This window comes from Paenibacillus sp. FSL A5-0031, assembly GCF_001956295.1.
Classification (GTDB): Bacteria; Bacillota; Bacilli; order Paenibacillales; family Paenibacillaceae; genus Pristimantibacillus.
The window spans coordinates 175623-197504 of sequence record NZ_MRTD01000001.1 but is presented as its reverse complement, the minus strand read 5'-3'; the positions used below and the strand labels follow the sequence as shown (position 1 = coordinate 197504).

Annotated in this window: 19 protein-coding genes and 1 riboswitch; of the genes, 2 read left to right on the top strand and 17 right to left on the bottom strand. The window is 41.7% G+C overall.

The genetic code is table 11. The annotated features are described in order from the left end of the window. Window positions 1-13 precede the first annotated feature (13 nt). The 11 genes from BK120_RS00785 to BK120_RS00735 form a co-directional block, all read right to left on the bottom strand. The gene (locus BK120_RS00785) at window positions 14-2887 is read right to left on the bottom strand and encodes an alpha-mannosidase (protein ID WP_256710746.1); all 2874 of its coding nucleotides are present in this window, start codon (window positions 2885-2887) and stop codon (window positions 14-16) included. A gap of 56 nt (window positions 2888-2943) precedes the next feature. After that, complete coding sequence (locus tag BK120_RS00780) at window positions 2944-3900, bottom strand: carbohydrate kinase family protein (protein ID WP_076265573.1); 957 nt, start codon at window positions 3898-3900, stop codon at window positions 2944-2946. A 57-nt stretch (window positions 3901-3957) separates the two neighbouring features. Beyond that, the gene (locus tag BK120_RS00775) at window positions 3958-4968 is read right to left on the bottom strand and encodes a LacI family DNA-binding transcriptional regulator (RefSeq protein ID WP_076265572.1); all 1011 of its coding nucleotides are present in this window, start codon (window positions 4966-4968) and stop codon (window positions 3958-3960) included. Between the two features lie 130 nt (window positions 4969-5098). Next, on the bottom strand, window positions 5099-5995 hold the full coding sequence (locus tag BK120_RS00770) for a metallophosphoesterase family protein (protein WP_076265571.1): 897 nt from the start codon (window positions 5993-5995) through the stop codon (window positions 5099-5101). Window positions 5996-6020: 25 nt separating this feature from the next. Beyond that, window positions 6021-6908: a CehA/McbA family metallohydrolase domain-containing protein gene (locus BK120_RS00765; protein ID WP_076265570.1), complete on the bottom strand. Its 888-nt coding sequence runs from the start codon at window positions 6906-6908 to the stop codon at window positions 6021-6023. Between the two features lie 27 nt (window positions 6909-6935). Beyond that, the gene (locus tag BK120_RS00760; protein ID WP_076265569.1) at window positions 6936-7844 is read right to left on the bottom strand and encodes a carbohydrate ABC transporter permease; all 909 of its coding nucleotides are present in this window, start codon (window positions 7842-7844) and stop codon (window positions 6936-6938) included. A gap of 103 nt (window positions 7845-7947) precedes the next feature. Then, entirely contained in the window at window positions 7948-9678 is a 1731-nt protein-coding gene (locus BK120_RS00755) for an extracellular solute-binding protein (protein ID WP_076265568.1), read from the bottom strand. 119 nt (window positions 9679-9797) lie between these two features. Next, the gene (locus BK120_RS00750) at window positions 9798-10745 is read right to left on the bottom strand and encodes an ABC transporter permease (protein ID WP_076266080.1); all 948 of its coding nucleotides are present in this window, start codon (window positions 10743-10745) and stop codon (window positions 9798-9800) included. 377 nt (window positions 10746-11122) lie between these two features. Beyond that, window positions 11123-11833, bottom strand: coding sequence for a glycerophosphodiester phosphodiesterase (locus BK120_RS00745; RefSeq protein WP_076265567.1), 711 nt, complete (start codon window positions 11831-11833; stop codon window positions 11123-11125). A 44-nt stretch (window positions 11834-11877) separates the two neighbouring features. Further along, window positions 11878-12606, bottom strand: a complete 729-nt coding sequence (locus BK120_RS00740) for an MgtC/SapB family protein (protein WP_076265566.1) — start codon at window positions 12604-12606, stop codon at window positions 11878-11880. 350 nt (window positions 12607-12956) lie between these two features. Continuing rightward, window positions 12957-13712, bottom strand: a complete 756-nt coding sequence (locus tag BK120_RS00735; RefSeq protein WP_076265565.1) for an endonuclease/exonuclease/phosphatase family protein — start codon at window positions 13710-13712, stop codon at window positions 12957-12959. 358 nt (window positions 13713-14070) lie between these two features. After that, window positions 14071-14173: riboswitch (purine riboswitch) on the top strand. A gap of 111 nt (window positions 14174-14284) precedes the next feature. Here BK120_RS00735 and BK120_RS00730 point away from each other — a divergent pair. Beyond that, window positions 14285-15334 (top strand): aromatic ring-hydroxylating oxygenase subunit alpha, encoded by a 1050-nt coding sequence (locus tag BK120_RS00730; protein ID WP_076265564.1) that lies wholly within the window; start codon window positions 14285-14287, stop codon window positions 15332-15334. Window positions 15335-15469: 135 nt separating this feature from the next. On the opposite strand, the gene BK120_RS00725 is transcribed toward BK120_RS00730, so the two are convergent. The 3 genes from BK120_RS00725 to BK120_RS00715 all read right to left on the bottom strand — a co-directional run bounded on the left by BK120_RS00725 (window position 15470) and on the right by BK120_RS00715 (window position 18346). Further along, the gene (locus BK120_RS00725) at window positions 15470-16162 is read right to left on the bottom strand and encodes a M24 family metallopeptidase (protein ID WP_076265563.1); all 693 of its coding nucleotides are present in this window, start codon (window positions 16160-16162) and stop codon (window positions 15470-15472) included. Between the two features lie 132 nt (window positions 16163-16294). Then, window positions 16295-17089 (bottom strand): SDR family NAD(P)-dependent oxidoreductase, encoded by a 795-nt coding sequence (locus BK120_RS00720; protein WP_076265562.1) that lies wholly within the window; start codon window positions 17087-17089, stop codon window positions 16295-16297. A gap of 234 nt (window positions 17090-17323) precedes the next feature. Continuing rightward, window positions 17324-18346, bottom strand: a complete 1023-nt coding sequence (locus tag BK120_RS00715) for an AraC family transcriptional regulator (protein ID WP_076265561.1) — start codon at window positions 18344-18346, stop codon at window positions 17324-17326. 467 nt (window positions 18347-18813) lie between these two features. Here BK120_RS00715 and BK120_RS00710 point away from each other — a divergent pair, with 467 nt between their 5' ends. After that, entirely contained in the window at window positions 18814-19668 is an 855-nt protein-coding gene (locus tag BK120_RS00710) for a manganese catalase family protein (protein WP_372238943.1), read from the top strand. A 354-nt stretch (window positions 19669-20022) separates the two neighbouring features. Here BK120_RS00710 and BK120_RS00705 read toward each other — a convergent pair whose 3' ends face one another. The 3 genes from BK120_RS00705 to BK120_RS00695 form a co-directional block, all read right to left on the bottom strand. Beyond that, window positions 20023-20394, bottom strand: a complete 372-nt coding sequence (locus BK120_RS00705) for a hypothetical protein (protein ID WP_076265560.1) — start codon at window positions 20392-20394, stop codon at window positions 20023-20025. A gap of 130 nt (window positions 20395-20524) precedes the next feature. Beyond that, the gene (locus tag BK120_RS00700) at window positions 20525-20725 is read right to left on the bottom strand and encodes a hypothetical protein (RefSeq protein ID WP_076265559.1); all 201 of its coding nucleotides are present in this window, start codon (window positions 20723-20725) and stop codon (window positions 20525-20527) included. Window positions 20726-21172: 447 nt separating this feature from the next. Then, window positions 21173-21679, bottom strand: coding sequence for a DNA topology modulation protein (locus tag BK120_RS00695; protein WP_076265558.1), 507 nt, complete (start codon window positions 21677-21679; stop codon window positions 21173-21175). Between the last annotated feature and the right edge of the window lie 203 nt (window positions 21680-21882).

Below are 21882 nucleotides of genomic sequence, written 5' to 3'. Positions count from 1 at the left end.
AGGACAACCCTCCTTATTGTTCAAATTCAATACATAGGCTCGCGACGCCAAAAGCCATAACCTCAAAACCTATTTGTGATTCATTAATGAATACTTCCCCTTCAACTAGAGGACGTTCTAACGTATCGACAAAATAAGATTTGCTCACCTTGCGGCATAACTCCAGCTTTACCGAGGATGTGTTTCCTTCGGTTTCATACACGCGAATAATCAAACGATTAACAGCTTGATTGTCCTCAGGCATCTTGATCGCAGATATGGCAATCGTACCTTCAATTAATTGCAAGAAGCTTTGTGTTGTCGGCCAATCTCCATTACTCGCAGCCGCTGAGATGTACTGCAGCGGAAGATGATAATGGGAGGATTGTTCAATCAATTGCTGGTTTTTAGAAGCATCAACTACACAAATACTTAAACGAATGCGATGAACCCCTGTATTCGGATAAGCATCCGGGCCATAAGAGCCCCGCAGCAGTGTGACGGAAAGTGCTCGATCCGTACCTCGGAAACCATATTTACAATCCGATAGAAGCATAATTGCTCTACTCTTCTCATGGTTCGAAGGAACCCCGAGAGCCCAACTGTTGGCAGGTACGTCTAAGTCGAGTGAAGGTCGTTCAATCGTACCGAAAGCCATATTGTATCGATAGGAATCGCTTTCATAACCAAAAGGCGCATAAAACTGTAACTGCGGCGTAAATTCCTTTTCATTCCCGTACTCATGCCAATCACATTCCACATTGTAATCGAGCCTGCTGCTGCCCTGATCCAGAGATACCGTAACTTGCAATTTCGATCTTCGAAACGGGACGCTGAACGTAATGGATTGCCTCAGCAGCTTGCTGCCTAACTCACTGCTTTCGATTTTGATGCCTTCAGTGAGCTCTTCAATTTTGCGGTATCGACCTACCAGCCATGCATTGCCACCTCCTTGAAAAGTATCCTCCTCGATGAATCGGAATACGCCTGCGGGTCGGCTGCTATCGATAAGCTGCTGTCCATTCTCTTTATTGATTAATGAAATAATCGTAAGCTTTCGCACATCAAGAACTGCCTTTAACAGCTCGTTCTCGAGCACAAACGTATACAGTTCCACAGGCGGAAGGTTTTGACCCGTGAGATAGAAATCATTTGCCGTAAGAGCTGCCATATCTCCTGCTTTTTCCGTCATGATATAGGTGCTGTATCCTAATGCTGGAACTTTTACAGGCAATAATACACGCAAGAAAAAGTGCCCCCAATGCTCGGCAAATCCACGATCCACAAATTGAAAATCAAGCGGATTTCCTTCGTCATCTTCGAAACCGATGCTTTGGATATTTCCATCCCAATCCCAAATGGTAATCTCGGCTAATTCTTTACGTGCGGTTGGAGCACTGTTGAACACATTAAATATCCGTGTTTTCCCGCGTCCGCGGTCACTTTCACCCGTTCGAAACTGATGCTTTATGCTGACACCGACTCCAGCGCCTGCTCCTTCGGAAAAGCTTTCTTTCAAATCCTCGCCCTCAACAAGAAAACGTGAGGTATCGATGCGCGCAGCAAGACTGCGCATAGCAGCGCTTCGTTTGCTATTAGCCATGGCCGATATTTCTTGAAACGCTCCAAGTGCATGATCACGCGTTTCTGGAATGCCTGTTCCCGGCAAAATATCATGAAATTGATTAAATAAAGTTTTTCTCCAAGCGTCTTCTAATTGCTTGCCATAATACTTGGACGAAGTCCAAAGCGCGGACACACTAGACAATGCTTCCGCTTCATACAGCAGGTTTTCCGAAACTCGGTTCGCTTGTTTCAAACGTGCTTCCGAGCTGTAACACCCTGTAAAAATAAAGTTCAGCTCGTTTTGCACAATCGGAAGTTGATCGGCTATTTGCTCTGTTAACGCGAAGTATTCTGCGTACTTTCCGAAGCGAATGGTCGGAAAAATCGGCCATTCCTTCATATCAAGTATGCGCTCTATGTCACGCCGCGTCGGACCGCCGCCATGATCACCTACCCCATATACTTTCATCATCGTATTCAAGCCTGTTTTCTCACAAAACTCCGGCACCGTAAGCACCATTTCACCCTCAATGCGGGAATCGTACCAATGGGGCTCTTTATATGCGATTACCGATCTCCCTGAGGGCGCCATCCAGCGATAGAGGTGATGTCCCTCATGGTTATGACCGCGGCAATAGTAATAATATTTGATGCCCGCGTGATGCAATGTTTCCGGCACATTAAGCGCATGACCGAAAGTGTCCGGCTCAAAATCGATTTGCAAATCATCCAACTGCAATCCGAACAACTGTGTAAGATAGTTTTTGGCATATAAGAACTGCCGAGTCATACTTTCACCGTTTGGCATGTTCTTATCCGCTTCAACCCAAGTTGATGCCGTTACTTCCCATCGTCCTTCTTGTACACGGACTTTTATTTCTTCTAGCATTTCAGGATCATAGGTTTCAACAATATGATAGGCTGCTGCTTGAGAATGGGAAAAGCGAAAATCAGGATACTCCTGCAGCAGATCCAGCATTGTTCGGAACGTGTTAAGAGTCGCGGACACCGTCTCATCCCAGCCCCAAAGAAAATTCATATCCAAGTGGGCATGAGCAGCACAAATCAAATGGTACGACTTCGCTGCTGCTGCCATTTCAGACAACCGCTGCTCTGCACTGCGAACCGTTTGCTCCCCGATGATGCCTTCTTGATCTAATGTATTCAGCAGATCGATAACAACGGGATCGATCAGATCATCATACTGACCTCCCATCACCTTTGAGACGCGATTCGCATATTCCAATTCCGCAACGATGCGTTTGCCCCATTGCCCATCCGACACACGAGTTTTCAGCTTTACGAGATTTGCGTTCAGTTTCTCGACTTGTATGATGTCCACTCTCCTAAAACCTGCTTATAGTCTCATACATAAACCATCACTATGAATCATTAGATTCATAGTGTGGTTTCCAGCGTTTCTTTTGTTTCTCCAATTCGATCTGCGATAAATTTCTCTAGCAGCTCTATGTTTGTCGTCCCTGTATTTCCACCATATTCACTTACAGACAGTGCGCCGCAAGCATTTCCATATATCAAACATTCCTCTGGATTTTTCCCTGCCAAATATCCATAAATATAACCGGCATTAAAAGAATCACCCGCTCCAGTCGTGTCGACGACTTGGACGGAGAAGCTCGAACGATAGGACTGCTGCCCGCCTACTGATGTCACCGCACCTTTCGAACCCAATTTGAGCACGATATGGCTGCTGTGTTTAGAAAGAACTTCAAGACTTTCTTCTACCGTTGTACAACCGGTATAGTGTATAGCTTCGGTTTCGTTCATGAAAAAAACGTCGATATCCTTCATTAATTCAAAAATGCCAGGATACCATTCCCCAGTGTCATCCCACCCCATATCAATAGAGGTCGTTACGCCTAGTGCTTTAAGTTTTTTTACGGTTTCCAAAAATTCAGCATGATTGCGGCTTCCCTTATAACAAGTCAAATGAACATGACGTCCTAATAAAACACTATTCATGTCAAGCTGCTGCAAGCTTAGCTCGGCGTTTGACCCTGCATACGTAATAAATGAACGATCATTTTCCGGATTAATTGCAATGGAAATTCCTGTATTGCTGCTGCTCTTTTTAATATATCTGGTATCGATTCCATATCGAGAAAATTGATCTTTTATAAGCTGACCAAATCCGTCGTCACCTAGAACCCCGTTAAAGGCAACCTTCAAACCTAGCTTGGCTGTTGCCAAACTAAACAAAGCTGCCCCTCCGCCGACGTGGATGGTCATATTTCGAACAAATACCTCTTGTCCGGGTGCTGGCAGCTCGTTGCAGCCCTCAACAACTAAATCAATATTCGCGTCTCCAATCACGATGACATCGTAATTTTTCAATGGTGCCTCATCTCCATCTATTTCCGATATGCACTGATGTGCTGTGCTCTTTAATCCTTATGAATCTCTTCTTATACAGCTTTCACGGACAACTAGTTTATGCTCCAAGATAATATCCTCGTTTGACGTTTCCTTATTCGTAATCTGTTTCAACAGCGCTGCCATCGTCACTTTGCCCATGTCTTGAATAGGCTGCTCCATTGAGGTTAACCTCGGACGGGCAAGCTCGGTCAGTTGACTTCCGTCAAAGCCCATAATGGAAATATCCTCTGGAACTCGAAGGTTATGATCCCAAATGCAGTTCATCGCTCCAACAGCCATATCATCACTTACGGCAAATACAGCCGTAGGCGTTTGTTTATTGCGAAGAATATCCTTCATTTGCTCGTATCCACTTTTCACTTTATAATCACCGAACCGGATATTTTCATATATGATTTTAATGGAATGGTCTGACAATGCATTTCGATATCCGCTATAACGGTTTTGTCCCGATGTAATATCGCGCATGTCGCCGCCGATAAACCCGATTTCCTCATGGCCAAGCTCAATCAAATATTTTGTCGCATCGTAAGCAGCTTTGTAGTCATCAATAATTACAGAAGCGAACTCCTGGTCCATCGGTTTAACACTAGAAAAAATAACGGGAATGTTCATCTTATGAATCAAAGCACGGATTTCCTCATTAATTTTCTCATGCATAATAATGATACCTTCTACCCGCATTTCCTGAAACACATTGATATACTTTAATTCTTTATCTATATCCTCGATGATATTGCATACCAAAAGGTTATAATCATTAGTGCTAGCCGCTTCTTCGATGCTGCTTAAAATTGTCGAATAGAAGCTTGAGGTAAGGTCTGGCACAATTACCCCAATGAGATTCGTTTTGTTGCGTACCAAGCTTCGGGCGATATGGCTTGGAGCGTATCCCAATTGATCGATGGCTTGATTCACCTTTTCCTTGAGATCGTCTTTCACATACCTCTCGCCATTTAGCACTCTGGACACAGTCGTAACCGAAACTCCTGCTACCCGGGCCACATCTTTGATTTTTGGTTGCACATTATTCACCCTTCGTGGAAGTATATTTCGTTCATATATTAGAATTATATAAGATATACTTCAACTTCGACAAACTTTCTCATCATTTATTCTTAAGTATCATTCAGCTGAGAGACTAATCCTCATCAACTTAGTTCAATTTCGCTATTTCTATCCTTGTATCGAACTCCCGTTTTCCTTCGAATAACGTAATGATTCTTGCTCCACGATCAAGCTCTCCGTATGTGTTGAAGCCCGTGGCACGTCCATAACACAATCGGATGCCATGAAGCTCTCCTACGTAATCATTATCATGATCATGTCCGGCAAAAGTCCCCATGACATCACCCTGCTCCAGCATTGCCGTGAATAAACCGCTGTTCAATTTCGGACAGCAGACCTCCTCGCCTTTATTGCCTATACATTTGCCTTCCTGCCAGACTTGCTCATATTCTGGAATTGGAATATGGAAAAAAGCGAGTCCAGGCAATGCGCTGCCATTCTTCTGAGCAAGCTTATTCGATTCGCTGCAATACCAGTGAACCTGATCTGGATGTATCCATTCATATCCACCAACGGATTCTGGTGCTGAATCCCCGGAATCAAAAAAGTACAGAACAGCCGTATCTTCTTCACTCGCAGAACCCGCAACAGTCAGTGCATAATTCCCCACTCCATGGATGTCCTTAGGACCATCCTCAGATAAGTTATTACTATATTCCTTTAAAACTTCATTCAATCGTTGACGCGTAATACCTTTCTCTGTGTCGTGATTGCCATAAATGACAGCGAACGGAATGCCAGACTGGACAACATCCGCAATCGCACGGCGAAATGCTGCTTCTTGATCCTCTGTATCATAGCTGGATATGACATCGCCAGTAAGGACGATCAAATCGGGCTTTTGCGACGCAATCAGCTGCTGAATAACAGCTAACGTTTGAACATCCTTATCAGGTTCAATTCCATTCTTGATATGCATATCGGTAAATTGAATGATCGTAAATGTCCCGTCTGATCGGAATCTTAACTTGCTGTGCTCCACCATAACTCCTCCTCGACCTAAAACCTGATTAATCTTCAATAAATAACGGCTGAGAAAAAGCGGAATACCCGCCTTCCAAATAAACGGCTATACGGACGTATTTTTCGTCTCCATTACACTCATATTCAGCTTGCTTGATTCGTCCTGTTGTTTCTTTAAGCACCTGTCCGTCTTTACCGAAAAACGTGACGTATTTGTACATTTTATCAAGCATATCATTAGAACGAAGATCAACAACAACCTTGTTGCCTTCTACTCTGATCGCATCAAACCCATACCCCGTTGATACATAAAAGTTGCCTTCTTTGATCGCATCAATGATAGCATCGTTCGTATTTGCCTTTGCTCTGACCACGTTCCAAGCGCGCTTTTCTTGTCCATATACATGCGAGTCGTCATTTCCGAAACCCCACAATTTACGACCGGCGGATAGAAGAGCATCCCACTTGTCGAACGCGATATCGTACTCCGGATTGCCGTCCCCGTTATAGACTTCAACCCCAAGATAACGTTCCATCTTAAACATATCTTCTAGTTCCCAAAAATTCGAGAAATACCGATTCGGATGCACGAGCACTGCAAATCCATCATTCGTCGTTGTTAGATCCACAAAGCGTTGATAGTTCTCAATCGTAAATGCATTGCTGTAGTTTTCCATAATCATTTGCGGCGGTTTCACGAGCAGCATATGTGTTTGCCGACTGCTGACTTCTATGGCTTCGAAAACATTCGGTATCTCTCTTTTGCCTTCGTGTTTCGTAATTTTATCGTGGTCAGAAATACCGAGAAAATCGTATCCACCGTACATTTTGTAAACCGTTTCGAGCGAAAACCAACCATCGCTGTTCGTCGTGTGATTATGAAAGCTTCCTTTAAACCAAGTCCCCGACTCTACGTATGAATTCACTATTTTCATTTTTCCCCCATCCTCTCCTAGGCTGATTTACTCTTTAATCGATCCGATCATAATGCCCTTGGTAAAATAGCGCTGCACAAATGGATAGATAAGAATAATCGGCGTGACGACGATAATGATCGTTGCCATTTTAAGCGAGTTTCCTGTAACCTGCATTTTTTCGATCAAATCGTATCTAAGTCCGGCAGCCTGATTGAGCGTATCCCGCATCGCTTCCGCACTCATCAACATTTCTTGTAGAAGCGTGGACAGCGGGCGCAAAGACGATTTTCGAATATAAAATGCACCAGTGAACCAATCGTTCCAATGGCCAACGGCGTTAAACAAGCCAATAACCGCTATAACCGGCCGACTGAGCGGCATAATAACGCGCAAGAAGATCGAAAAGTCGTTATACCCATCAATTCGCGCCGATTCTTCCAAACTCGGATGAATTTGTTGAAAAAATGTTCGCATTATGATGATGTTCCATACGCTATATAAGCTTGGAATGACGTAAACCCAAATATTATTCGTCAAATGAATGGACTTAAGCAGCATGTAATAGGGAATGATTCCCCCTCCAAACAACATGGTGAAGAAAATGATCATCATGATGTATTTCCCGCCAGGCAACGTTTTGCTCTTTAATGCATAAGCTGCTGCTGCAGTCAGAAAAACACTTGAGATCGTTCCTACGACCGTTCGGAAGACTGAAATCCCAAAAGCAGTTGTAATATTGGACGTTTCAAACGCTTTTTGGAAGTTTTCCAAGGACCAAATCCTCGGCCAGAAGTAAATGCCGCCTCTTTCCGCGTCTTTACCGGGATTAAAAGCAAGTGCAAAAATATTAAAAAAAGGTAGAATGATCGATAAACACAGCGCGATTAGAAGCAAGTAGTTAATGACTCTGAAAATTCTTTCACCCGTGCTGAGCTTATAAAATTCGTTTCCCACTTTCTCCCTCCTCCGTTGAAGGAAAGGCGTTTTTACCCAGCTGCGGATAAAATCGCCTTACCTCTTCCACTAATTTTCTGCTTCTAAATGTTGAACCTATTCTCTAATCGTTCAGGTTTACGTCCGTTTTTGGATCGGCATCTTTTTCTGCGAGAAGCTTCAAATAATCGTCCAATCCTGCTGATTTCAATTGTTTCAAGTTGCTTTCCAACATTTTCTTAGCTTCATCAAGACTCTTGCCGTAATAAGCGCGGATCAAAGTTTCATTGTAAGCATCCAAAGCCGCTTTAAGTTCTGAAGATCTGTCGAATTCACCGAGGAACGCAGTAGGTACGTAGCTGTCAACGATCTTCGCATTTTTGTACTTTTCCTCAAAGTTCCAATATTCGATTAGTTTTAGAGCACCGTTATTGTCTTCTTTTTTCAATTTGTCGCCATACTGCATTTCCCCGAAATCAGCCAAGTTATCGGTGTCCGTGCCGCCTAGAATATCGCCCCATGAGTTGCCGACGCCTTGGAATCCGAGCTTTTTCGCTTCGTTCGGATCTGTTGCTTTCAGATCCAACACTTCTTGTTTCACAAGTGGAAAACCGTCTGCGCCGAGCGTATAATCGCGGCCCTCCAAACCGTATTTCCAAATAAGTTTTCCTTCCTTACTAGCTAAGTAGTCCGCAAATTTAACAATCTCTTGCGGGTTTTTCGTAGTAGTCGGGATCGCCCAAGCGCTGTAGCCGGACTTAAAGCTAACCTGCATTTGGTAAGGGCCGTCTACGTTGTTAATTGGTCCAAGCGGGAGGTAATGCATATCTTGGTTGAACTCTTGATAGTTGTGGGCATCACCGATAATCGCCCATGAGCCATTCAAAGCGCCCTCTGTTGCGCGGCTTTCGTCAATTGTAAAGTACTCGGGATGAATAAGTTTTTCTTTAAGCAGCTTTTGGAAATACTCTACTTTTTTCATCGGATATTCGGTTTCTGCTTCATGAAGGATTTGACCGTCTTTCGATTTTTTGATGCGTTGGTCGTCTTCGCCCCACTGCAGATCCTTGAAAGCAGCTGAAACATCTTTACCACCCCAAAAAGATGGACCGATTGGAATTACTGGACTGCCATTGTTGTCTTTGAAGTTACCCGCTTTAATTTTCTTAGCCAGCTCATACACTTCATCCGACGTCTTGATTGTGCGCGGGTCGATTCCTAGTGAGTCAGCAATATCTTTACGGATATAAGCGCCGCCTACGTATTTGTTAGATAGATAACCGCCTTGTCGATTGATATTCATATGAACGAAGTAAGAAGAGCCGTTAAACTCAGGACGGAACATTACGCCGTATTTCGTATCAAGCGGCAAATAGTCATCTTGCAAATATTTGCTGTACACTTTCGTATCTTTCATAAGCGGAGTCAAATCAGTGAACATACCTTCGCGTGCCGCTTTCAAGACAACGGGCATTTCCGGTCTACCACTGTTATTGAGGTAGAAAGCAACGAAATCCGGCAAGTCGTTTGCAGCGATGCCTGCAATCAAGCCATCGATGGATTTTTCGGCTTTCATGATTTCAATTTCAAAGTCGATCCCCGTTTGCTCCTTTATCTTCGCTTTAATTTCCGGGTTCATATCTTCTGTGTAATCGTCGGTCCCCATGAATACAAGACCTTTGATTTTACGGTCAGCAATCCATGTAGCCGGTTTCCCTTCCGTTGTAGGTGAAACCCCATCTGTGCCGCCAGGAGCAGGTGTTTCATTATTGTTCTTGTTGCCATTCGAGCAGCCGGCGATCAGAAGCGCTGTCACCAAAGGTATTGCGAAATACTTTGCCCATTTCTTACTCATGCGATTGTTCCCCTTTTCTAAAATGATTTTATGAAACACGCCAGAAGACGTCTCCCACCAAGTGGATGGTCATGCAAACCTTTTCGCATAGCAACTATGGTAACGTTATCAGAACAAAGCTACCATAAGGATGTTTCAGAAACCTTTCGGGAAACTCGGTTTGCGAATACAACCAAGATCAATCCAATTAATCCTTGCAGCATGCCCACGGCTGTCGCGTATCCGTACTGACCGCCTTGCAAGCCAACTCGGATAATGTAAGTGTCCAAAATATCAGAGAGCGGTGCATTACCCGGTGTTTTGAGCAAATAAATCTGGTCGAACCCAGCGGATAATATACTGCCCAGAGACAATATAAAGAGGATTACAATTGTCGGTGTGATGGACGGCAGCGTAATATTCCAAACCTCTCGGAATTTGCTTGCCCCATCAATTTTAGCCGCTTCGTACATTTCGGGATTAATTCCTGAGATCGCTGCGACATAGATGATCGAATCCCAACCAATAGACTTCCATACATGGCTTCCGAACATAATCTGGTAGAAGTAATCCGAATCCATCATAAAAAATGTACTTCCGTCGCCGCCCATATTCGTGATTACCTGATTCAACAAGCCAGTATCGGGAGCGAGTATACGTTGAACTAAGCCGATGACGACAACCCACGAGAGGAAGTGCGGCAAATACAGCAAGCTCTGAGAAACATTTTTGAACCATTTTGAGCGAACTTCATTAAACATAAGTGCAAGAATAATCGGAAACGGCAAGTATAGAAACAATTTCATACAACTTATGATGAGTGTGTTTTTAATCAACTCTCCGCTTTGATAGGAATTAAAAAATTGCTTGAAATAATCAAGGCCAACCCATGGGCTTCCTAAGATGCCCTCATTGAACTTGTATTCCTTGAAGGCTAACAACAAGCCGGCCATCGGAATATAGTTGAAAATGATGAAGAATACAACACATGGCAACAACATGAAATATAAATATTTGTGAGCCAACATTTTTCTCCATAAAGCGATGCCACTGTTTTTCCGTTTCATTGGTACGGTCATTTGCTTCATAAGTTGAAAGTCACCTTCTTTCTGATTACTGTCTGGAAGCGATACCATATAAAATTTCAAATACATAAATTTTAACCAATCACCCTCTTATCCGAATAATAATTTTGCATCCTAAACCGATTGTATTAACAAAAACTTGTTTATTAAACCATTATTTGTTATCTATAGGTAAATATTTTGTTAAGATTCATTCACTCATTGGTATCAAGAGCTGCAACAAAATTCACCTTCTTCCATGTTGACTATGAGCGTATTAATCTGAAACTGCTTTTTCTGGAAGCGATACCATGAAGATTAAAATAAAGTGCGCCTCTTTAAGTAAGCGCTTACCATGAACGGATTATACCAAACTTTTTTTCACTTGGCTACAGTTAATTTCATTCTTTTTTTAGTGCGATTAGATCTATGGGTGCACGGGTAGTAATGGCGTCAACTTTCATCCTCAGAAACCATTCCATTGCTGAGCGAAAGTTCACTGTATAAACCCATACCTTTAAACCTAAAGCGTGCGCTCGAATTACGATAGGCGGAAGACAAGTAAAGCCATTCATATTGAGCCCTGCGTATCCAGCTTGCTTAGCTTCCCTGCAAACAGCCTCCGCGAAGTCGCCATATCGCTCCATTTGTTCCAAAGACAAATCGTCCGGTGTATTCAGCATGACTTGAATATCCGGGTATCTTATCGTAATGTTATCGGAACATCCCGTAATGAAAACCCGATTTTGCGCTTCAAACTGGTGAATTAGCCTAACCGTCGGTTCAATAGCATCTACCGTTTTTATATCCAAATTCAATTTGATTCCTAGCGAAGCCGAAAGTTGAAGCACTTGTTCCAACGTCGCAATTTCATGATCTTTATAAATCGGATCGAGCAGCGGCCGTATATCCGGATTATTCAACTGTTCGAAGGTGTGTGAGTGAAGATAAGGTGAATCATCATGCAAAAGGATAGCAATACCATCTTGGGTTATGCGCACATCGACTTCTACGATATCTGCACCGAATTTAATGCCTTCTTCAAATGATGCCATTGTGTTATCTGGATAAACACCACATCCCGTATGGGCTGCTACCATCGTGTTATGCATGCCATGTCTCCTCTTTCTAAAATTAAAATGATTCCGCTTTCAAATTAGGCCGAGACGCCTTCCGTTTCTAAGCTTACTACCCCATCCATATGAGCTAACGCTGCGATAGATACCTCATAGTTTTTTATTTTCTTTAATTTCAACTGAATGCGAATCGTTAAATGCCGATCACTTAGCCGCTCCTCCTCTTCGTCGTTGTTTATCGTGAGCTTGCTGATTTGCAGTCCGCTTTGATTCAAGTGCATCAAAACAAGATTAAGACCAGCTGATGTTTTATCCATTTTTATTAACAACTCGCGTACTTTTTTCGTTCTGGAGAAAAGTTTCTCAACCTTGTTCAATAAAAACAAACTCACCACCACCAAGAAGGTCGCTATGACAGCGCCGTAGTAAAATCCTGCACCTGCAGAAAGTCCAATTGCTGCCGATACCCACAATGAGGCTGCCGTAGTCAATCCGGAAACACCAAACCCATTTCGCATAATGGTACCCGCGCCGAGAAAACCGACGCCACTGATTACTTGAGCTGCCAACCGAGCTGGATCTAAACGAACATTCGGTTCTGCGGCGAAATCAGAAAATCCATACATGGATAACAATACAATGACTGCCGAACCAAGACAAACCAAAATGTGCGTCCGGAAACCCGCGGAATGTCCGCCAAGCTCACGTTCTAGACCAATCAAACCGCCAAGTACTAAAGCCAATAATAGTCGTAGCGTCATCTCAAATAAACTAATTTGCCATACAGTCGGATCATATTGGAGATCCATCGTGTCCCACTTCACCTCCTATGCGCTGGTATCGATATTAGTTTTGAATAACCACTCATTATTTGGTAGCTGGATAAATGGTATTATTTACACTACAAGATTTCCATCTTTTTCTCAACAGATTTTTCTCAGGCTTAACGAAGCGTTTAATAAGTGCCCTAAAATAACTTAATGACGAATCATCAATCTACTACTTGAATTTTTTTACATCTCTATCTGTCAGCAAATATAACACCACCCGTAAAACTATGCCAGTCTTCTATTTCAACTGATGATTTCCTAGCGAGCGATATAAAAAAAGAATGGATTTGGGCTGTTTCCCGTCCATCCACTCTTTAATTGTTCGTGTGCTATACCTGCAGAGTAGCAGTAATTGGATAATGATCTGATGGGTATTTGCCATCGTACTTGCCCTTGTCGACATTCGCTGACACGATCCGAATATTCGGCGTAACGAATATATAATCGATCGGTTCACCTTCTTCGCCGCCCTCAAAACCATGATAAGTGCGGCCCGGATGTACATTAGGATTGGTGTATGTATGACGCAACCCTGCTTGGATCAGAGTTTGAATCGTTTTGGTTTCCGGTTCACAATTGAAATCACCTGTTAGAATCGCCGATGCTCCACTGGTAATATTCATCTTATCCAAGATGAGCATAGCTCCATTTATTCTTGCTTCCTCGCTTATGTGATCCAGATGTGTATTCAGAATCAAATATTCCTGCCCGTCGATTTGCCCCAGCCTCACCCAAGTGCAAATGCGCGGACAAGCGGTGTTCCAGCTTTGAAAGCCAAGCTGATCCGGCCGTTCGGACAATCCGAATGTGCCTCTTTCGATTGGCTTCAGCCTATCTTTCTGGAAGAAAATCGCGCAAAACTCACCCTCTTCGCCGCCGAGCCTGCCCTCCCCGATCCATTCATATTCGGGAAGCAGCGCATTCAAGCTCTCAAGCATAGGCAAGCTTCCTTCTTGCGTGCATATAACGGCAGCTCCATACGCTTTAATCGCTTCTGCAGCCGCTTCGACACGGTTAGGCCAAGCATTTTTCCCATCCTCAGCGACATGGATACGAAGATTAAAAGACATAATTGATAATTCCATAATGATCCCTCCTAACATGAGTGTAAGATAAGCATATGGCGAGTTGACGGGGTAATCAACCCTTGGTTAATGTGACATTCTATCTATAATAAAACGTCATTTCCCAAAAGAAATGCGCAATAAAGCTTTCATGACGCCGCTTTACAGGTTTATCTTTTTGCTAATATAGAGCCATTTATTATAATAAATCCATTGGTATTAAAGGGTTAGGAATGCAAGACAGCTATTCAAACGATTTTGTTGGCGACCTTTTAGGCTGTACATAAATTGGAATGGCTCTGCTTAGAATAACTCCTTAAATAACAGAATTGACAAAAAGCTTCTTCCGGAATAAAATAAACACATAGTTCATGTTAAGTAATCTAACATGAACTTCTCTTGTATAAGCTCATAAATTGGTGTGAGCGTCTCGACCAGGCAACCGTAAATTGCCCCAGGCTACAAGAGGCCGTTAGTGAAGATACTCTAATTTTTTCATTTCAGAAAAATTAGATCTATTTCACTACGCGCCTCTTCAGCCTGGGGTTTTATTGCGTTTAGCCTAATCATTCATTCTAAAGGAGCGATTGTGTATGAATAAGTCAAACTCGCATGTTGAATCCGCATTGCAATACCCTCGTGATTGTACATTTACTCTAAATGATTGGAATGTTCTTTCTCAGTTCTGGTATCCTGTGGCCATTGCTGAAGAAGTAACAAATAAACCAGTTGCTGTGAAGCTGCTTGATGTAAAGCTCGTTTGTTACCGCAGCAGCCACGGCAAAGTCGTAATTGCTCGTGATCTCTGCTTTCACCGTGGAGCACCTCTGAGCAAGGGTTGGATTGAAAACGATGAAATCGTATGTCCTTACCATGGTTTTCGATATAACTGCGAAGGGATATGCACTGCCGTTCCAGCCCATTCTGACTCCAAAATATCGCCCAAACTCAAATTAATCATGTATCCGGTTATTGAGAGATATGGGCTGATCTGGACATCTTTAGCCGCTGTAGACGAACAAATTCCGCCGTTCTCTGGGTGGGACGATCCGGATTTTATTAATATATTACCTCCAAGCTTTGATATTGCCGGTTCGGCAGGACGCCAAATGGAAGGATTTTTAGATGTTTCACATTTTGCATACGTGCATACGGAGACGTTCGGAGACCGCAATAACACAGAAGTCCCACAATACAAAGTAACGCGCGACGGGAATCAGCTTCAGGCAGACTATTGGAGCACCGTCAGCAATTACGGTAAAGGCCAAGATAATCCCGCTCCTGAAGGATTCATGTGGCTTCGCGCGTTTCGTGTATTTGCACCTTTCGCGGCCTCACTAACTGTACATTTCCCAAATGACGGCAAGCTCATGATTTTGAACTGTGCAACTCCAGTCTCAGCACGTTACACTCGTTTATTTTGTCCAATCTCACGGAATTTTGATAAAGATCTTCCGATTGAAGATACGATTAAATTTAATTTGCAAGTTTTTCAGGAAGATCGAGAAATGGTTGAATCCCAAACACCAGAAGATCTACCACTCGATTTGATGGCCGAAGCCCATATTCCAGCTGATCGCACTTCAATTGCCTATAGGCAGTTGCTTACACAACTTGGCCTTGGAAGAACCTACACATCTTAAAAAATATGTTTACAGCTGATTTCTAAACAAATCCTTGAAAAGAAAGATCACCAAGTTACCAACAAAAGGCTGCCGATATGCTCGGCAGCCTTTGTAGTTACTCTGTAGTTTCAACTATATTTTCCATACCTACAGTTAATCAACGGTTAATAATTGCTCAATAAAACCGCCAATTTCCAGCTTCCTGTCCACAAAATGAATTTCCAAAATCCAATCGCGAGGCTTACCATTCGAATCCGGATTTCTCATAGGAATATGATTATCAGGATGAATATAGTTTTCAACGGATTCTCCCTGTATTACTTCATGAGGGAATTCACCAATAAGGTGACCCGCATGCGGCCCTCCAAACTCCCATCCGTATTTTAAAGCTAAATGACTCACATAGGTATAAAGTTCACTGCCTGTAATCGCAGATTGAGACTGAAAATAGGCCTTCCCTTCATCCCAGGCCTCAACAATATCATTTTTCAGTTTTATTTTTGCTGGATCATCTCCTAGGACGAAGGTTCTTCCGAAATCAGCTTCCCAATCTTCAAAAATTGGGCCGAAATCCAGAAATATAATATCATCTTTGGAAACAATCAGATCAGGCGGGTTTTCTCTATATGGAAACAACGTGTTTTTGCCAGCTCGCACGATTCGTTTATGCCAGTATTTCTTGATACCAAACATCTCGAATGCCAATTGATAGATTTCACGATTTATTTGCTTTTCAGTCACATCAGGACGAATAATTCCTTGATCTTCGATCGCCTTGAATAATTGTTCCGCCTTGCTTTCAGCCTCTCTTAGCGAGGCATGCCGTTTACTTATAGATTGATCCATCTCTCATTCTCCTCTCTATTTTATAAACCTTCTGAAGAAAGAGTATTTACCATATCTTCTCAAAATAATTCTAACGTTTTATTCCATCAATTCCAAATGAAATTAGAATCAATCATTCAAATCGTAAACAGATTAAAAAATAGTCGGTACCATTCCCCCATCCATACGGATTGGAGAACCTTTAAATGCGGATGCATAAGGACTGCATACAAATGCAACTAGTCTACCTATTTCAATAGGTTTGATAAATCGCTGTATTTCAGATTGAGGCAGGTTTGTAGTCATAAAATCTTTCTCTTTTTCTGAAAAAGTCATATCTTCATTTGAGTATATGCCCTCAATGATTTGATGCACATTTTCAGAGAGTGTTGGTCCTGGCAGGATCGTATTGACTGTAACTTCTGTTCCAACTGTTAATTTGGATAAACTTTTGGACAATGATAATAGCATTGATTTTGTCATGCAATACTGAGGCATTTGTCCTGAAGGCATAATTGCTTCCTCACTCGCAATAAAGATAATGCGGCCGTAATCATTTTTCAACATTTTAGGTAAATAAAATTTAGATAATCCATTTGCTGCAAGAACGTTCGTACGGAAGTATTTTTCCCAAATCTCATCGTCAACGTCTTCATATTTCATCATTTCATAGATGCCCATACTATTTACTAATATATCAATATTGGGGTATTTTTCGAATAAAGCTTCTCTTTGCACAATATCCACAATATCGGCTGTAGCATTTTGAGGTGAAGTAGCCGGGAAATCTGATTTGATTTCATTTACAGTTTGTTCCACATCTTCGTAATTTCGGCCATTAATGAGTACATGGACACCTTCTTTAGCAAGTTCAATAGCAATTGCTTTACCTATACCCTTCGTTGATCCTGTAACTAAAGCTGTTTTATTTTTCAATCCCATATCCATATTAAATTTCTCCCTTTTCATTTACTTATTCATTCACGACAAGCTGATTAATAGTCATGATTAAAACAGTCTTGTAATGAGGATAGTGATAATATTACCTTGTCTGAATGGGATAGTAACTAGCATATCGCGCCAATGTACTCGTTTAACACGCCAAATAAAAAAACGCAATAAAGACTAGCTCTCAATAAATTTATATGGTTGGGAATTCTATATAATCGACAATTCTAGCCGTCATTCTGCTAACGGGTTTGTACCTAAATGTTCCGTACGCCAATTTGTAGGAGTCTCACCTTCCCAAAGTCGGAAGGCACGGTAGAATGAATTTTGGTCTTCATATCCAATCAAAAAAGCGACTTCCTTAATATCAAGCGAGGGATCTGCCAAGTACTCTAGTGCCTGCTCATGTCTAGCTTGTGTTAAAACATGCTTGAAACTCGTGTTTTCGTTGGTAAGCCGGCGCTGCAAGGTACGATTGCTCATACCGAGTTCCTTCGCGACAATTCGAATATCGGGACGCCCTCCAGTAAGGCTGCGTTTTAGAATCCATTTGGCCATTTCAGTAATAGAGCGGCTGCTATGCTGTTCATAGAGGGATCGGTCTAAAACAGGAGTCAGAATCTCCAGCAACTCTTCGTTGTACGTGACAAAAGGACGATCCAAATCGCTTCGATGCAGCGTCAAACGGTTACATTTTGCATCCATTCGGATGGGGCAGCCAAAATAAGCTTCAAGAGCTTGTACATCGCCCATTGATTGTGAAAATTCGACAACCCGCGCTTTAAGCGGTTGACCTGTTCCCCGGCGCCCTAACTCCAGAAGGAATGCCAAAGTGATCCCCACCAGTAGCGGCGGGCCTGCTTGTTCCGTATGCAGCCATTCCAGTTCGATTGTACAATGCTCTCCCTCCTCAGTAATACGCAGGCTTTCGGGTGGGCACATTTGTTTGTACCGAGCCATTCGGTTTAAAGCGTCACGATAGTCGCGAGCGTAGTAAGTAGCTAAGACGGTCGGTGGATATTGCGCTGTTTCATAGATGGTCGCAAGCTTGATAATTCCATCCGCAGTGTCGCCAATGAGATCGGAATAAGCCTGCCAGATCGCGAAATATTGAGCGGCGGTGACTACTGGTTCAGTAACAATAGTGAGCGGCAATCGTGCTTTACGAGCTACGTCATGAGGGGCCATTCCTAATTGACGTAGTCCTATCCAAAATCCTGGCGGGATTTTAATACGGTCAGCAGTATGAGACTTCAAACATAAGGACCTCCTCTATCTATTTTTATATATTCATTAATATTGGTTGTGATTTGATGCCTGCCTTTTGCCAAATACAACGAATCTTAAGTACTCATAAGAATAGTCTTAAGTTCGGTAAAGTGTCAAAATGAACGTAATAAGCTGCACTAAACTGCCTATTAGTTTAACAAGAAAATAGCCATAATAACCAGCAACCATCAATAATGAGTCGGTTGATCCATTTATCCGAAACTGAGGCATTTTCATAATTATGAATCACTTATTTTTTAAAATTTCAATCCAACAAACAAGCAATGTTATCTTAATTTAACATAATCGGACGAGGACAATTGTATAAACCATTCACTTCTTTGAAATTGATATGATTTCCACAATCCTTTTCAGAATTTGCATAATGAAACATTAACTGTGAGATCATAATCAACGTGTTCAGGTTGTTTAGCAACTATAAAGGAGTGATTGTTTTGTACTATTACAAAGAAGAACTAATCAATGTAATTAAACCAGATAAACCAGATCCAGCAGCTGCAAAAGTTCTTCAGGAAGCGTTAGGCGGCCAATTCGGTGAAATGCGAACCATGATGCAATATTTTTTCCAAAGCTCTAATTTCAGAGGAAAAGATAAACAATTTCGCGATCTATTGAGAGGGGTTTTTTTAGAAGAAATTGCTCATGTCGAGCTCGTTCAGAGTACGATCAATCAACTACTTAATGAATCTGGACTAAATAATCCCGGAGATGCTGGAATTGATAAAGCTCCGATTGACGAGGCGGTTAAACACGGAAACCCCCACCACTATATTATGGGAGCTAAAAGTTCTTTACCTATAGATGCGGGCGGAAATCCATGGAATGCATCGTGGGTTTATAGTCATGGCAATCTTGTTGCAGACATGTTAAACAATGTCGTACTTGAGTCTACTGGTGTTCTGCAGAAAACACGGATCTATGAGATGAGCTCAAATCAAACATTCAGAGAAACGTTAGGATTTCTCATTGTCCGTGATAATGCGCATCAGAACGCTTTTGCCAAAGCACTTGAAACACTGGGCGTGGATTGGGGTAAAGTGTTTCCAGTACCGAACTATGATATCAACAAATATCCTGAGTGCAGAAAGTTCGTAGATATGGGCTATCACAACATGCAATTTAATTTCCGCTTAGATGAAACATTAATTTCTAATATTTTTCAAGGTGAAAGCCCAAGCAGGAATAGTGGCACACTATCTGTAACTCCTCCTCCTCAGGGGTTTCCAGTTCCAGAGCTTCCTGATATGCCAAATGAGCATAGCCCCGGAGTTGCAGATTTACTTAGATAATAAGTTTAAGTTACAACGGTTTTGGGGAAAGGTTAATCCATTTCTTACAATTAGCACTTCTCGACTCTTGAGGCTTATCAGAAAAGTATCCTAAGTGTTAATAAATGCGTTTAATGCAAATAAAACATGATGAGCAAAGTTTGAAATCGCTTTTATCAAAAAAACCACATGGAGTTGTTGCTCTCCATGTGGTCAATCATGTTATAGTCTTTCTCTTTAAATAAACTCCTATATACTTCTGTAGATAGGGAATAAATAGTTTTACTGCCGCCTCTAGGTTCTAATACTCGCGTGAGATTTCGTGACCAATACCCTAATAAAACGAAAACCCAGCATAAGGTAGCTGGGTCTTATTTATAAATTTCTCTCTTTTATATCGTTTACAATCACTAACGCTTCGCGTAAATTCTCCACGATCCCATCGTCATTATATTTCTCCACTAATTCTGCTACAAATAACATATCATTCGAAGCCCCGTAATCATTTACCGTGTGTGCTAACGCCTCATATACGACAGGTTCAAGGGCGTGGCTATCGAAGCGGGTTATAAACGTTCCGTCATTTGAAATAATTCGCTCTAGGCGCTCGCTTGCCTCTTCAAGTGATAAAGTCGGTGCGGGTTTGCTTGCGAATGCGTCGGGCATATAGGTTTTAAAGGCGATTCCACCAATAATGAACACGGTTAGAATAATAGCGATTACATCACGTTTTAAGCCCGTAATCATAGAAACCTACCTCCTAAAAGTCTGAAACGCTTTCGCACCTCACTTACATATATTGCAGGAAATTCCGGCTTTTCTTGTAATAATCAAGACTTTACTTTCCTCCTTTTGTTATCTGTGCAATCGTTGATCTTTATATTCTTAAACTACTTAAATTGCTTACCTGTAAATTTAAATCCATTACTTCCTGCCTTATTTTTTCAAGTTTATTGTATTGCTCTTTGAATTTTGGATCAGTGATTTCTGAGGAAAATGCCTCCTTTTCTGCTTGCTTTAATTCCTTGTCTTTCTGCTCAATAGCTTTCAATAGAAAATCCATATTTAGTTTGGTCACGTTTCATTTCTCCTTTAAACGTAGAATCAACTTCAATCCCGTTAGTTCAAAAACTCTATTAAGACCAAATTAGTAGACATACCCAAAATAGCCCCCCAAAAAGTAATGATGTAATAATAGTCAATTGAGTACTGTTTTCTTTATTAATAAGAGCACGGAATGTACTTGAGAAAAACAACATAAATAAAAAAGCCAATATAGCAAATAAAAAAGCCATTAGTTTTTCCCCCTAACCTTGAAACTAGTAAAAAGTTATCCGTTTGACATAAACTCTCGATTGTTACCAAATTCGGACTCACCATTCAATAATCGTATGTATAAGCACTTCCCAAATTATAATACCACATATTGGAATCTACTAGACCAATTATACAATTCTTATTACGCATGACTGTCTATTAACTTAATAAAATGAGCAGGCCGCCGCAGCGCCTGCTCATCAATGTTTTATTCAAGTTTTGCTACAAATTCTCGTACGTCTTTCCGTGACTTTAAAATGATTATTTTCTTTTCATTCGATAACCTTTGCAGTTTTTCTGTTATCTTCGGCTTTTGTTTGTCTGGGTATTCCCAGACCCATTTCAAAAATTCCAAACTGACCCTTTCTTCGCAACCTTCTGCCATATCCATTCTCTTCTTGTTGCGGTACTGGAACCTTCTCTTCAACACGCGAACAATGCAGATCCATCTTGATAGGTCAACAAATATGATTGTATCAGCCGCTTGTAACCTAATATCTAAAGTGCCTCCATAATTACCATCAATAATCCAACTATCATGACTGATGAGCTCCTCTTGAACAACTTTTTGCTCGTTTTTAGACGTGCTAATCCAACCCGGTTTCCAAAAAATTGAATCCAAATGATGAACTTTAATCGATAATATTCTGCTCAGCTTGCTAGCCAACGTTGATTTGCCTGAACCTCCAGAACCAATAAGTGCAATTTTTTTCATAATGACCCCCCATTAATGATTCTTATAAACTGACTATTCCTTAAAAGATAGTTTTAGTCATCACGCCAACCTGGCTTTTTTCTATTATAATGTAGCCTTGTGTTGACAAATCCCATTCATTCTCAAAAAAAACCATCCCGAAGGATGGTCCATACTTATGATGAGCACTATAAGGTTTGGATTAGAGTGGAGTGTCCTATCCT